This is a genomic window from Massilia sp. YIM B02769 (assembly GCF_030411995.1).
GTDB lineage: Bacteria > Pseudomonadota > Gammaproteobacteria > Burkholderiales > Burkholderiaceae_D > Telluria.
This window is the reverse complement of record NZ_JASNRC010000003.1, coordinates 140,636-154,748: the sequence shown is the minus strand read 5'-3', so window position 1 is coordinate 154,748 and position 14,113 is coordinate 140,636. Positions and strand designations below refer to the sequence as shown.

Genomic DNA, 14,113 nt, shown 5'->3' with positions numbered 1-14,113 from the left:
CGGCCTGCACATGCGTGCTTGCCGGCCCCATCTTTTTACACTAACATGTGAACATCTATTCACATGTTAATGATGACTATTCCCGCCGAATCCGATCATGTCGAGCAGGTGGCCGACCTCTTCCACCTGCTCGGCGACGCCACCCGCCTGCGCATCGTGCTGGCCTGCCTGGCGCAGCCAACGGCGGTGGGCGACATCGCCACGGCCCTGAACCTGTCCAGCTCCCTGGTCAGTCACCATCTGCGCCTGCTGCGTGCGGCGCGTATCGTGAAGGCCGAACGCCAGGGCAAGCAGGTGTTCTACGCTGCCGCCGACGCCCACATCAGTACCCTGCTATCGAACATGTTCGAGCACATCGCCGAACCCGCCAACGGAAACGAACCATGAGCCATGACCATCATCATCACGACCACGCGCATGGGCACGCTCATGGGCACGGCCACCATCACCACCACGCCCCGGTCGAAGGCCACGGCCGTGCCTTTGCCCTGGCGATCGGCCTGAACACGGCCTTTGTCGCCATCGAATTCATCTACGGCTTCCTGGCCAACTCCACCGCACTGATGGCCGATGCCGGCCACAATTTGTCGGACGTGCTGGGCCTGGTGCTGGCCTGGGGCGCGGCCGTGCTGGCCAGGCGCGCCCCGAGTGCGCGCTATACCTACGGCCTGCGCAGCTCCTCGATCCTGGCGGCGCTGGCAAACGCCCTGCTGCTGCTGGTAGCCTGCGGCGCGATCGCCTGGGAAGCCGTGCAGCGCATCGCCGAGCCGCATCCGGTGGCGGGCGTCACGGTGTCGGTGGTGGCGGCCATCGGCGTGGCGATCAACGGCTTCTCGGCCTGGCTGTTCATGGCCGGCAGCAAAGGCGACCTGAACGTGCGCGGCGCCTACCTGCACATGGCGGCCGATGCGGCGATCTCGCTGGGCGTGGTGATTTCCGGCCTGGTGATCATGGTCACCGACTGGACCTGGCTCGACCCGGCTGTCAGCCTGGCGATCGTGCTGGTGATCGTCTGGGGCACCTGGTCGCTGCTGCACGAATCGCTGCAGATGGCGATGGCGGCGGTGCCGGCCAGCGTCGATGCGCACGCGGTCGAGCACTTCCTGGAAGCGCGGCCGGGCGTGACGAGCGTGCACGACCTGCATATCTGGGCGATGAGTACGACCGAAAACGCGCTGACGGCCCACCTGGTGATGCCGGGCGGGTATCCGGGGGATGGCTTCCTCGACGAGACCGTGGCGGCGTTGAAGAAGGAGCATGGGATTCACCATTGCACCTTGCAGGTGGAGGAAGGGACGACGAGGCACGGGTGTGCGCTGGCGCATGCAAGCTAGTTAGCCAAGACCGTACGGTGGGCACTCCGTGCCCACGCGGTTACGTGCGCATGCTTTCTGCGTTTGCTGTGCCATGTCGCTCGAAACGATGAGCGAAGCGTTAACCCGTTCGGGTTTGCCGTTGATAGTTGCGCTGCGGAGCGATGTGTTACGGCCAACGACGATGGATACGCACGTAACCGCGTGGGCACGGGGTGCCCACCTTACGATCAAGGCCACAGGCCTCAATCAGCCGGCGAGGTTAGCGAAGAGTGCAGTACTGAGGTAGCGCTCGCCGAACGACGGAATGATCGTCACGATCAGCTTGCCCGCGTTCTGCGGCCGCTGCGCCACCTGCAGCGCCGCCCACAAGGCCGCGCCCGACGAAATCCCGACCAGCAATCCTTCCTCGCGCGCCGCCGCCCTTGCCGTCTCGAAGGCATCCTCGTTGCGCACCGCGATCACTTCATCGTAGATCCCGGTATTCAACACCTGCGGCACGAAGCCGGCGCCGATCCCCTGGATCGGGTGCGGCCCCTTGGTTCCTTTGGACAGCATCGGCGACGCTTCCGGCTCCACCGCGATCGCCTGGAAGCCCGGCTTGCGTTCCTTCAGCACCTCGCCCACGCCGGTGATCGTGCCGCCGGTACCGACGCCGGCCACCACGATGTCGACCTTGCCGTCGGTATCGCGCCAGATTTCCTCGGCCGTGGTGCGGCGGTGGACCTCGGGGTTGGCGGGGTTGTTGAACTGCTGGGGCATGAAGGCGCGCGGGTCGGCCGCGACGATTTCTTCGGCGCGGCGGATGGCGCCGACCATGCCTTCGGCGCCCGGGGTGAGCACCAGTTCGGCGCCGTAGGCGCGCAGCAGCATGCGCCGCTCGTTGCTCATGGTTTCGGGCATGACCAGCTTGCAGCGGTAGCCGCGCGCCGCGCATACCATCGCCAGCGCGATGCCGGTGTTGCCGCTGGTCGGCTCGACCACGACGGTGTCCGGGCCGATCTTGCCGGCCTTTTCCGCCGCCTCGATCATCGCCAGGCCGATGCGGTCCTTGACGCTGTGCGCGGGGTTGTAGAACTCGAGCTTGGCGAGGACTTCGGCCCCGCCCTGGCCCAGCTTGCGGATCCTGACCAGCGGCGTATTGCCGATCAGCTCAGTGACATCGTTTGCGACGCGCATTCCACACCCCCACTGTTGGTTGTTGGCTGATGCTTATTTTACGCCGAGCAGTTCCACCTCGAAGATCAGGTCGGAATCCGGCGGAATCGAGCCGCCCGGTGCGCCGCGCGCACCATAGGCCAGGCGGCTCGGGATGATCAGGGTGCGCTTGCCGCCCACTTTCATCCCGGCCACGCCCTGCTCCCAGCCCTTGATGACCTGGCCGGCGCCCAGCTGGAAGTCGAGCGGCGTGCGGCCGGCGTCGAGCGAGGAGTCGAACTTGCGGCCGCGCTGGTTGCGCGCCATCGGCTTGTAGAACCAGCCCGTGTAGTTGACGGTGACCTTGTGGCCGAGCTCGGCCGTTTGGCCCTTGCCGACCACGCGGTCGACGATTTCGAGCTGGGGTTCGCTTGGCACGACCGGCTGCGGCGCCTGGGCGGCGGCAGCGGCATCCTGGGCCGCGCCGCTGACGGCTTCGGCGCCGCTCTGGGCGGCCTGGCCGGCCACGCCGGCGGCTTGCTGCGAACCGGCGGCGGCCTGGTCGGCGGCGCTTTGCACGCCCTGCTGGCGCACGGTGGTGGCGGCCTGGTCGGCGCCGGCTGCGGCGTTTTGCGGAGCGGTCACCGGGGCGCCCTGCTGGGCGTAGACGGCAGCGCTGGCGAGCAGCAGGGCCAGGAAGGAAGTACGACGGATCATGTGGTCTCTTTCAATAACAGGATTTCAATCGATCATCCTATGATAGCAAAGCCACACGGCGCGGTGACAGCCCCGTTACACCGCCTTACCTTTCGTTCACGCGGTCTCCGGCAACGCCAGCGCGTCCGGCGCGTCCATGCTGTCCGCCTCGGCCGCTTCTGCCATTTTGCGCAGGATATGGCCGGCAGCAATCATGCCGAAGCTGGCGGTGACCACCATGCTCGAACCGAAGCCGGCGCAGTTCAGGCCTGTCACACTGCTACCGATCTCGCAGGCATCCTCGGCTTCGGGATAACGCAGCGGCTCCATCGAGAACACGGCGTCGATGTGGTATTTCTGCTTCTCGCCGCGCGAAAAACCGTACTGCGCGCGCAGCAGCTTGCGCACCTTTTTCAGCAGCGGTTCCTGCTCGGTACGGGCCAGGTCGCGCACCTCGATCTTGGTCGGATCGATCTGGCCGCCGGCGCCGCCGATGGTCACCAGCGGCAGCTTGTGGTCACGGCAGTAGGCGATCAGCGCGGCCTTGGCCTTCACGCTGTCGATGGCATCGACCACGTAGTCGAAACCCTTGCCGCCCACCATCTGCGGGATGTTGTCCGGGTCGACGAAATCCTCGATCAGCGTCACCTTGCAGAACGGGTTGATCTGGGCGATGCGCTCGCGCAGGGCCTCGATCTTCGGCATGCCGACGGTGCTGGTGAGGGCCTGGATCTGGCGGTTGATGTTCGATTCGGCCACGTTGTCGAGGTCGATCAGGGTCAGGTGGCCGACCGCGCTGCGCGCCAGGGCCTCGACGATCCAGGAGCCGACGCCGCCCACGCCGATCACGCAAACGTGCGCCGCACGGAAGCGTTCGAGGGCACGCTCGCCATACAGGCGGGCGATGCCGCCGAAGCGGCGTGCGAAGTCGATTTCGTCGTCGAGGGCGGCGCTGAAGGTGGGGGTATCGGTGGTATGCATCCCGCCATTTTACCGAACCCATCTATCGCACCTGCACTAAAATGCCTCTTGGTCAATCAAAAAAATCTCCACTGTCAGAAAAACGCACATGAACGATTCCCTCCTCGATGCCGCCCCTGGTTTCGACCAGCCGATCGCCGTCCTCAAGCATTGCCATGGACGCATCCGCAAGCAGCTCTCCACCCTCGAACGCCTGCTCGCGCACCTGCCCGAACACGGCGCCGACGAACAGGCGCGCCAGGCGGCAGCTGCGGTGCTGAAGTACTTCGAGAAGGCGGCCCACCTGCACCACGACGACGAGGAGCAGGACCTGATCCCGATGCTGCGCGCCGTGGCGCAGGGCGAGGACGCGGCCACGCTGCAGGGGCTGGCGCCGACCATCCTGCAGGACCACAAGGAGATGGACGCGATCTGGCAGGACCTGCACGAACAATTGACGGCGATTGCCGAGGGCAGCGCCGCCACCCTGTCGAGCCCGGGCGTGCAGCGTTTCGTCCAGCGTTACACGGCCCACATGGAGCGCGAGGAAAGCACGATGGCGCCGATGGCCATGCGTTTGTTTTCAAGCGAGCAGATGGCGCGCCTGGGCGCGGCGATGGGGCGCCGCCGTGGCATCGAGGTAGGCAATGGTGCCCCGGCAGTTGCCGCACCGGCCATCGGCGACGCCGTCGCCGGCCTGCGCAAGGATTACGGCCAGGCCAGCCTGAACGACGACGACGTGCTGGACGATCCGATCGCCCAGTTCACGCACTGGTTCGAGCAGGCCCTGAAGGCCGAAGTCAACGAGCCGAACGCGATGAACGTGGCCACCGTGGATGCGGATGGCCGGCCGAGTTCGCGCATCGTGCTGGTCAAGCAGTTCGACGCGCGCGGCTTCACCTGGTACACGAATTACGACAGCCGCAAGGCGCAGGAATTGCGCGCCAACCCGCACGCTGCTCTGCTATTCTTCTGGAGCGAGCTGGAACGCCAGGTGCGCATCGAGGGCCGGGTCGAAACGACCTCGACTGAGGAAAGCGACAAGTATTTCCATAGCAGGCCCTTGAAGAGCCGCCTGTCGGCGATCGCTTCCCGGCAAAGCGCGCCGATCGCGAACCGCGCTGACCTGGAACGGAACTACGAAGCCGTTGCCGCCCAGGCTGGCGAAACGCCGCCGCGGCCGGCCAACTGGGGCGGCTTCCGCCTGGTGCCCGAGCGCATCGAGTTCTGGCAAGGACGCCGCTCGCGCTTCCACGACCGCATCGTCTACACGCGGCAGGAAGACGGCAGCTGGACCCGGGAACGCCTGCAACCGTAACATCGCACCACTGCACCACTGCACCACCGCTGCACGCAATCGTTTCACGCACAGCCCGTGTCCGCACGGGTTCCGTCATGCCGTTACGCTGGCCGGAGGAAACGTGTTTAACGAACTGAAAATCGGCGCCTGGAGCACGGGCATGCGCAGCAAGCTGTCGCTGCCCCTGCGTGTCGAACTGTGGAATGGCGAGCGCATCGACCTGTCGTCCGACCCGCCGCTCGTCACCATCCGCGTACCGCAGCCGTCGTCGCTGCGCTACCTGCTCTCGCCCTCGCTGTACAAGCTCGGGCAAGCCTACGTGGAAGGCGCCCTCGAGATCAAGGGACGGGCCGCCGACATGATCCGCATCGGCAGCGAACTGGCCGCTTCCACCGGCAAGCACGGACGCCACTTCACGCATCCGCTGCGCCTGTTTTCGCCGCACACGCGCCGCAAGGACGCCGAAGCGATCCGCTACCACTACGACGTCTCCAACGATTTCTACGCGGCCTGGCTCGACCCGAACCTGGTGTATTCCTGCGCCTACTTCGACACCGGCGCCGAGGACCTGGCCACGGCGCAGGTCCGCAAGATCGACCACATCCTCACCAAGATCGGCCTGCGCCCCGGCCAGACCCTGCTCGACATCGGCTGCGGCTGGGGTGCGCTGGCGATCCGCGCGGCCGACCGTTTCGGCGCGCGTGTGCTCGGGGTCACGCTGTCGGAGAACCAGGCCGCGCTGGCGCGCGAACGCGTGCAGGCGGCGGGGCTGGACGGGCGGGTCGAGATCCGCCTGCAGGACTACCGCGACGTCACCGGCCAGTTCGACCGCATCACCAGCGTCGGCATGTTCGAGCACGTGGGTGTGCAGCACCTGCCCGAGTATTTCGCGCGCATCAACACCCTGCTGGCGCCGGGCGGCGTGGTCATGAACCACGGCATCACCTCGACCGACGTCGAAGGCCGCGCCACGCCCTACGGCGGCGGCGAATTCATCGACCAGTACGTGTTCCCGCAGGGAGAATTGGCTCACCTGGGGGCGGTGATCAAGGCCATGCAGGCGGGAGGACTGGAAGTGCGCGACGTGGAAAACCTGCGCCGCCACTATGCGAAAACCTGCGCCGCCTGGACCGAGAATTTCGAGAACCATGCCGACGAGATCGCGCGGCTGACCGACGGCAAGCGCTTCCGCATCTGGCACGTGTACCTGGCCGGCTGCGCCTACGCGTTCGCGCACGACTGGATCAGTTTGTATCAGATCGTGTGCGGCAAGGCGGGGGAAGACCCGGCGCAGATACCGTGGTCGAGGAAGTACATGTACGAGTGAGGCGGCGGTGTGTTCGTGCGGCGGTGTTTATGGCCCGATGGTGTTTATGGCACGACGGTGTTTTTCGTAGGGTGGGCTCTCGAGCCCACGCTGTATGGCACGGATGATCTATCGAAACGCTGCGATATTGGACTCGCGGTGAGTTGGCTTCTTTTCATGTGCTGACACAGCGCGGGCTCGAGAGCCCACCCTACGAAACCCCGCCAATTCCGGGGTTTGCCTTACTTCATAAACTGCTGGAACGTCTTCCTGAACTTCGCCACCTTCGGCGCCACCACGAACGCGCAATAGCCCTGCATCGGGTGCTGCGCATAATAATTCTGGTGATACTCCTCGGCCTTGTACCAGGTTTCTTCCGGCAGCACCTGGGTCACGATCGGCGCATCCCACACGGCCGCCATTTCCGCCATCACCTGCCGCGCGGTCGCTTCCTGTTCGGTATCCTGGGTAAAGATCACCGAGCGGTATTGCGGGCCGACGTCGTTGCCCTGGCGGTCCTGGGTGGTCGGGTCGTGGATGGTAAAGAAGATCTGCAGGATGTCGCGGTAGCTGATTACCGACGGATCGAATTCCAGCCGCACGACTTCAGCGTGGCCGGTGGCCGCGCCGCATACCTGCTCATAGGTCGGATTCACCACATGGCCGCCCATGTAGCCCGATTCCACGCGCGTGACGCCGCGCACTTCCAGATAAACGGCCTCGACGCACCAGAAGCATCCGCCGCCAAGGATCGCCACGCCGGTTGCTGTTTGCTCGCTCATCGCATACCTCGATAGTGTTAGTGATGGCTTCACTGTAACGTAAAGCCACACTTTGTGCAGACGCAACATATGGCGCGAACCGGATGCGGATACGAGCCAGGCGGCATCGCGCGCCCCGCGATGGCATAATGAGCATGCAACTTTTTAAGGGTCCGATGAACACACGCTCTCCCCGCGCCACCGAGCGCGGTTTCGATTCGGCGCATTTCCGCCAGGCACTGTCGCAATTTGCGACCGGGGTCACCGTCATCACGACGCGCCTCGAGGACGGCAGCTTCCGTGGGCTGACCGCCAGTTCCTTCAATTCCGTCTCGCTCGATCCGCCGCTGGTGCTGTGGAGCCTGGGCGCGGCGGCGAACAGCATGCCCATCTTCAGCGGCAATTCGCACTACGTCATCAACGTGCTGGCGGCCGGCCAGGAAGAACTGGCGCTGCGTTTTTCGCGCCGTACCGACAACCCGTTCGACGGTGTCGACTACGACCTGTCGCGCACCGGCCAGCCGATCCTGAAGGGCGCCGTGGCCTGGTTCGAATGCCATAACCGCAGCCGCTATCCCGAAGGCGACCACGTGATCTTTGTCGGCGAAGTCGAGGAATGCGCAGTCGAGCCGCAGCCGGCGCTGCTGTTCCACGGCGGGCGTTTCGGCGTCACGGCGTAAATCCAGTCACGCAACCGGCGAGGATCGCGCCAGCTCCCTGGAGTTTCAGGCAAGCCTCGCTGCCCTCCCCGCCCTACCATTTCTCTTCCTCGCAACGCTTTATCAAAGGAAGAGACACCATGAGCAAAGTCTGGATGATTACCGGCGCCGGCCGCGGCATCGGCGCCGAGATCGCACGCGCAGCCCTCGCCAACGGCGACAAGGTCGTGGCCACCGCCCGCAAGCTGGGCCAACTGCAGGACACCTTTGCCGGCGCCGACCCCGAACGCATCGCCCTGGTCGAACTCGACGTCGCCGACGAAGCCCAGGCGGCGCCGGCCATTGCCGCCGCCGTCGAACGCTTCGGCCGCATCGACGTGCTGGTGAACAACGCCGCCTACGGCCTGCTGGGCCGCCTGGAAGAAGTCTCCAGTGCCGACATCGCCCAGCAGTTCGCCGTCAACGTGCACGGCGTGATGCACATGCTGCGCGCCGTGCTGCCGACCATGCGGCGCCAGCGTGGCGGCCACATCATGAACATCAGCTCGATCGCCGGCATCACGGGCTTCGACGGCGCCTCGGTGTATTGCGCCAGCAAGTACGCCATCGAAGGCTTGACGGCCTCGCTGGCGCTGGAAGTGGCGCCGTTCGGAATCAAGGTCACGACGGTCGAACCCGGCTTCTTCCGCACCGAATTCCTCGACCCGAGCTCGGTGCGCTACGGCGCCGCCGCCATCGACGACTACGCCGCCCACGGTTCGATCGAGCAGGCGTATGGCGCCTACAAGGGCAAGCAGCTGGGCGACCCGGTCAAGCTGGCCGCCGCCGTGGTCGAACTGGCCGCGATGGCCGCGCCGCCACGCCAGTTCCTGGCCGGCAGCGATGCCCTGGCCATGGCCGGCGCCGCGCTCGACGCCCGGCGCACCGAGATGGCGGCCTTCGCGGCGCTGACGGTATCGACCGACCACGCTGCCTGAGTACCGTGTGCATGGTGTATTCTTCAGCGACACATGACGACGACTACGCCATGAATGCGCCCTCTCCTTCCATCGACCTCGGCTTGACCCGGCTGGCCGGCCTGCTGGCCGCCAGCGCGCCCCAGGACGGCACGTTTGCGACCTGCATCCCGGGCGTGCACGCGGTGCGCGCCTCGAACGACAGCGCGGAGCTGGTGCACGGCCTGCACCGGCCCGCGCTATGCATCGTCGCGCAGGGCGCCAAGACCGTAATGCTGGGCGACGAGTCCTACGACTATGACCCGTCGCGCATGCTGATCTTTTCGCTCGACCTGCCGATCGCCGCCATGATCCGGCAAGCCAGCGTGGCCGCACCCTACCTGTCGTTCCGCTTCGATTTCGACCTGGAACGCCTTAGCGAGCTGATCCTGAAGGCTTACCCGGAAGGCGTGCCGCCGGTGCGCACCGGCCGCGCCGTCTACGTGGCCCAGGCGGGCGAAGAAATCATCGACGCCGCCGCACGCCTGCTGGCACTGGCCGCCCGGCCCGAGGACGCCGCCCTGCTCGGCCCGCTGGTGCAGGACGAAATCATGCTGCGCCTGCTGCGCGGCCCCTTCGGCGCGCGCCTGGCGCAGATGGGCAGGATCGAGACCCACCGCATCGGCAAGGTGGTGGCCTGGATCCGCGCGCACTACGACCAGCCGATGCGCATCGACGACATGGCGCAACTGGCGCACATGAGCCCTTCCTCGCTGCACGGCCAGTTCAAGTCGCTCACCTCGATGAGCCCGCTGCAATTCCAGAAGACCCTGCGCCTGCAGGAAGCGCGGCGCCTGATGCTGGCGACCGGCATGGACGCCAACCTGGCCTGCCAGCGCGTCGGCTACCTCAGCGCCTCGCAGTTCAGCCGCGAATACGCGCGTCACTTCGGTAATGCGCCGACACGCGACATGGTGCGCTTGCGCGATGCGGGGCTGGCGGGCGCGGTTTCCTTTACCCAGTAGACATTGCGCTTCGAGCGAAAATGAAAATGCCTGTCGCAGTTTGAAAAGCAGCGTCAGTACGTCCTTCCTATAATTCCCTGACTCCGGAGCGCCGCCCGTGCGTATGCCGCCTACAAGAATCCGACAGAGACAGGACCGATCCATGACCACCTCCGCTTCGACCCGCAAGACCGCCTTCCACTGGGACGACCCGCTGCTGCTGAACAGCCAATTGACCGACGAAGAGCGCATGGTGCGCGACGCCGCCGCCGCCTACTGCCAGGACAAGCTGCAGCCGCGCATCCTCGAGGCCTTCCGCCACGAGACCATGGACACCTCGATCTTCCGCGAAATGGGCGAACTCGGCCTGCTCGGCCCGACCATTCCGGAACAGTACGGCGGCCCTGGCCTGAACTACGTCGCCTATGGCCTGATCGCGCGCGAAGTCGAGCGCGTCGATTCGGGCTACCGCTCGATGATGAGCGTGCAGTCCTCGCTCGTGATGGTGCCGATCTTTGAATTCGGTAACGAGGCGACCAAGCAGAAATACCTGCCGAAGCTGGCCACCGGCGAGTGGATCGGCTGCTTCGGTTTGACGGAACCGAACCATGGTTCGGATCCAGGCTCGATGGTGACCCGTGCGCGCAAGGTCGACGGCGGCTACGCGCTCACCGGCTCGAAGATGTGGATCACCAATTCGCCGGTGGCCGATGTGTTCGTGGTCTGGGCCAAGGACGACGAAGGCGCGATCCGCGGCTTCGTGCTGGAAAAGGGTATGGAAGGCTTGTCGGCCCCGGCGATTCACGGCAAATTCGGCCTGCGTTCCTCGGTCACCGGCGAGATCGTGATGGACAACGTGTTCTGCCCTGAAGAGAACGCCTTCCCGGACGTGCGCGGCCTGAAAGGTCCGTTCACGTGCCTGAACTCGGCGCGCTACGGCATCGCCTGGGGCGCACTGGGCGCGGCCGAAGCCTGCTGGCATACGGCGCGCCAGTACACCATGGACCGTAACCAGTTCGGGAAACCTTTGGCGGCGAACCAGCTGGTGCAAAAGAAACTGGCCGACATGCAGACCGAGATCACGCTGGGCCTGCAAGGCTGCCTGCGCCTGGGCCGTATGAAGGATGAAGGCACGGCGGCGGTCGAGATCACCTCGATCATGAAGCGCAATTCCTGCGGTAAGTCGCTGGACATCGCGCGGACTGCACGCGATATGCTGGGCGGGAATGGCATCTCGGACGAGTTCGGGATCATCCGCCACATGGTGAACCTGGAAGTGGTGAATACCTATGAAGGCACGCATGACATCCACGCGCTGATCCTGGGCCGGGCGCAAACCGGTATTGCCGCGTTCTGATAAGCCATGCGGGTCGCGGCAATCGGTTTCCATGAAAGCGATTTCCCGTGAAAATAAAATACTTTTTATCCTGGCTAAACCGGATGGGCTATCCGGTTTAGCATCGCGACATAATCCATTCTCTTATTCTGGAATATCCGTAGATATTCCCTTCACGGAATTGCATTTCATCGAATGCTATTCCAGCTCCGGCAGAGACAAACATCGTCGTATTTCCTCGTCGGCGGATTAGCCGCCACTTCCACCCGCATTTCCGGCGCCCATCAATATTGCCCCAACTGCATTTCCCCTCGCTTACTATTCGTATGAATTTATTAACCATTAGCGCGAAAAAGTGCCGCACGATTACAAATCTATACAAATTCGTCTTTACACTGTGTACAATAAATTAATTTTCAACTAGTGTTCCACCCACCTACAAGCGCGGAACATGAATCTCACCCCCACCCTGACATCGACAAACTCTCGGTCAACCGATGCATCGGCATTGTCCCTGGATCTGTTGCTTAGTAACTTGCCTGGGGCTGTGTACCGTTGCCTGAATGATCCCAAGTGGACCATGGAGTTCGTCAGTGCCGGCATGGAACGCCTGACGGGCTATCCGGCTTCGGCCTTTATCGGCGAGCACCCGCTCTCGTTTGCCAGCCTGATCCATCCCGACGACCGCGCCAAGGTGGCGGACGACACGAATGCGGCGATCCGCGACCGCCGCGCCTACCAGCTCAGCTACCGCATCACGAACGCCTCCGGCCAAATGCGCTGGGCCTGGGAGCAAGGCGCCGCCGTCTACGATGAGCGCGGCGCCGTGGTGGCGCTGGAGGGCTTCATTGCCGACATCACGGTGGTGCGCCGCGCCGACATGCTGGCCCTGGAGCAGGCCTCGCTGCTCGACAAGGCGCGCGACGCCATCTTCGTCATGGACATGAGCGCGCGCATCACCTACTGGAACAAGGGCGCCGAGCGCCTGTACGGCTGGAGCGCCGAGGAAGTGCGCGGCCAGCACATGCCGGACCTGCTGTGCGACGACCACGCCGCCTACAGCGAAGCCTGGCGCAATGCGCTGCAGGAAGGCGAATGGTCGGGCGAACTGCACCAGCACCGGCGCGACGGCGTCACCATGCAGGCCGACACCCGCTGGACCGTGGTGCCGGCGAATGCCGCGGCCGGCATGCCGCAAAAAATCCTGGTGATCAGCACCGACATCAGCGAGCGCAAGAGCAACGAGGCGCGCATCCACCGCCTCGCCTATTTCGACGCCCTCACCGAACTGCCGAACCGCGCCAGCCTGATGGACCACCTGCGCCGCGCCCTGATCGGCAGCGCGCGCTCGCGCAAGTACGGGGCGCTGATGTTCTGCGACCTCGACAACTTCAAGACCCTGAACGACACCCACGGCCACGCCGCCGGCGACGTGCTGCTGCAGGCGGTGGCGCGGCGCCTGGAAAACAGCGTGCGCGAGGCCGACATGGTGGCGCGCCTGGGCGGCGACGAATTCGTGATCCTGGTGCCGCCCGAGGAAGACACGATGGCCGCCGCCGCGCACCAGGCCGAGACCGTGGCGGCGAAGATCGTCGCGGCCATGTCGGCGCCCTTCCAGCTGGCCGACTTCATGTATGCGGTCTCGACCAGCGTGGGTGTGACCATGATCAGCGGCATGACCGACACCGTGGAGTCGGCATTGAAGCAGGCCGACACCGCGATGTACCAAGCCAAGGCCGCCGGCCGCAACACCTTCCGTTTCTTCGACCCGGCCATGCAGGCGGCCTGGAGCGCGCGTTCGGAACTCGAGACCGGCCTGCGGCGCGCCCTACGCAACCACGAGTTCATGCTGAACTACCAGCCGCAACTCGACGGCGCCAGCCGCGTGATCGGCGCCGAAGCCCTGCTGCGCTGGCGCCAGCCGAACGGCGAGGTGCTGTATCCGACCGAATTCATCAAGGCGGCCGAGGAAACCAGCCTGATCGTCGACATCGGCCGCTGGGTGCTCGGCACGGCCTGCGCCGAACTCGCCAACTGGCAGCGCAACCCGGCCACCCGCCACCTGTCGCTGTCGGTGAACGTCAGCGCGCGCCAGTTCGTCGAGCCCGATTTCGTGGCCATGACCCAGGAAATCCTGGCGGCCACCGGCGTCGACCCGCACGGACTGAAATTCGAGCTCACCGAAACCCTGGTCGTCACCGATTTCGCGCACACGGTGCAGACCATGGAAACCCTGCGCCGCCTCGGCATCACCTTCTCGCTCGACGACTTCGGCACCGGGTATTCTTCGCTGGCCTATTTGCGCAAGCTGCCGCTCGACCAGCTGAAGATCGATTATTCCTTCATGCGCGACGTGCTCACCAACGGCAACGACGCCTCGATCGTGCGCTCGATCATTGCTTTGGGGGGCAGCCTGGGGCTGCAGGTGATTGCGGAAGGAGTGGAGACGGCGGGGCAGCGGGAGTTTCTGTCGGAGGCCGGGTGCTATGGCTTCCAGGGCTACCTGTACGAGAAGGCGCTCAGCGGCGAGCGGTTTGCGCAGTATGCGGCCGGCGTGCACTGATGCCGCATTTCGGCCACGGTAGGTAACCGTACGGTGGGGTGTTTGAGGCCGGGGGCCTCAAACACGAAGTGCCCACGCGGTTACGTGCGTGTCCTTCTCGCCACTGGCCGTAAAACATCGCCCGCTGCCCCGAAGCGAAGCCG

General features: G+C 65.0%; 13 protein-coding genes. 9 read left to right on the top strand and 4 right to left on the bottom strand.

What is annotated here, in order from left to right; translation table 11 throughout:
* Positions 1-72: 72 nt before the first annotated feature.
* Both QPK31_RS05820 and QPK31_RS05815 read left to right on the top strand, forming a co-directional pair.
* Positions 73-387: an ArsR/SmtB family transcription factor gene (locus QPK31_RS05820; protein ID WP_374045788.1), complete on the top strand. Its 315-nt coding sequence runs from the start codon at positions 73-75 to the stop codon at positions 385-387.
* Positions 384-1,334, top strand: a complete 951-nt coding sequence (locus tag QPK31_RS05815) for a cation diffusion facilitator family transporter (RefSeq protein ID WP_290421999.1) — start codon at positions 384-386, stop codon at positions 1,332-1,334. Before QPK31_RS05820 ends, QPK31_RS05815 begins: the two co-directional genes overlap by 4 nt.
* 228 nt (positions 1,335-1,562) lie before the next feature.
* Here the strand turns inward: QPK31_RS05815 and cysK are convergent, their stop codons facing one another.
* The 3 genes from cysK to tcdA form a co-directional block, all read right to left on the bottom strand.
* Complete coding sequence (gene cysK / locus QPK31_RS05810; protein ID WP_290421998.1) at positions 1,563-2,492, bottom strand: cysteine synthase A; 930 nt, start codon at positions 2,490-2,492, stop codon at positions 1,563-1,565.
* Positions 2,493-2,525: 33 nt separating this feature from the next.
* Positions 2,526-3,167 carry an FKBP-type peptidyl-prolyl cis-trans isomerase gene (locus QPK31_RS05805; protein ID WP_290421997.1) on the bottom strand — a complete coding sequence of 214 codons (642 nt, stop codon included), beginning with the start codon at positions 3,165-3,167 and terminating at the stop codon, positions 2,526-2,528.
* Between the two features lie 96 nt (positions 3,168-3,263).
* Positions 3,264-4,127: a tRNA cyclic N6-threonylcarbamoyladenosine(37) synthase TcdA gene (tcdA, locus tag QPK31_RS05800; protein ID WP_290421996.1), complete on the bottom strand. Its 864-nt coding sequence runs from the start codon at positions 4,125-4,127 to the stop codon at positions 3,264-3,266.
* 88 nt (positions 4,128-4,215) lie between these two features.
* Here tcdA and pdxH point away from each other — a divergent pair, with 88 nt between their 5' ends.
* Together pdxH and QPK31_RS05790 are read left to right on the top strand one after the other, a co-directional pair.
* Positions 4,216-5,424, top strand: a complete 1,209-nt coding sequence (gene pdxH / locus QPK31_RS05795; RefSeq protein WP_290421995.1) for a pyridoxamine 5'-phosphate oxidase — start codon at positions 4,216-4,218, stop codon at positions 5,422-5,424.
* A gap of 103 nt (positions 5,425-5,527) precedes the next feature.
* Positions 5,528-6,733 carry a cyclopropane-fatty-acyl-phospholipid synthase family protein gene (locus QPK31_RS05790; RefSeq protein ID WP_290421994.1) on the top strand — a complete coding sequence of 402 codons (1,206 nt, stop codon included), beginning with the start codon at positions 5,528-5,530 and terminating at the stop codon, positions 6,731-6,733.
* Between the two features lie 221 nt (positions 6,734-6,954).
* On the opposite strand, the gene msrA is transcribed toward QPK31_RS05790, so the two are convergent.
* Positions 6,955-7,494, bottom strand: a complete 540-nt coding sequence (gene msrA, locus QPK31_RS05785) for a peptide-methionine (S)-S-oxide reductase MsrA (protein ID WP_290421993.1) — start codon at positions 7,492-7,494, stop codon at positions 6,955-6,957.
* A 155-nt stretch (positions 7,495-7,649) separates the two neighbouring features.
* Here msrA and QPK31_RS05780 point away from each other — a divergent pair, with 155 nt between their 5' ends.
* From QPK31_RS05780 to QPK31_RS05760, 5 genes are all read left to right on the top strand, one after another.
* Entirely contained in the window at positions 7,650-8,153 is a 504-nt protein-coding gene (locus QPK31_RS05780; RefSeq protein ID WP_290421992.1) for a flavin reductase family protein, read from the top strand.
* A 119-nt stretch (positions 8,154-8,272) separates the two neighbouring features.
* Complete coding sequence (locus QPK31_RS05775; protein WP_290421991.1) at positions 8,273-9,109, top strand: oxidoreductase; 837 nt, start codon at positions 8,273-8,275, stop codon at positions 9,107-9,109.
* Positions 9,110-9,159: 50 nt separating this feature from the next.
* A complete protein-coding gene (locus QPK31_RS05770; protein ID WP_290421990.1) occupies positions 9,160-10,092 on the top strand; it encodes an AraC family transcriptional regulator in 933 nt (310 codons plus the stop codon).
* Between the two features lie 142 nt (positions 10,093-10,234).
* Complete coding sequence (locus QPK31_RS05765; RefSeq protein WP_290421989.1) at positions 10,235-11,428, top strand: acyl-CoA dehydrogenase; 1,194 nt, start codon at positions 10,235-10,237, stop codon at positions 11,426-11,428.
* Positions 11,429-11,858: 430 nt separating this feature from the next.
* Positions 11,859-13,970, top strand: coding sequence for a bifunctional diguanylate cyclase/phosphodiesterase (locus QPK31_RS05760; RefSeq protein ID WP_290421988.1), 2,112 nt, complete (start codon positions 11,859-11,861; stop codon positions 13,968-13,970).
* Positions 13,971-14,113 lie beyond the last annotated feature (143 nt).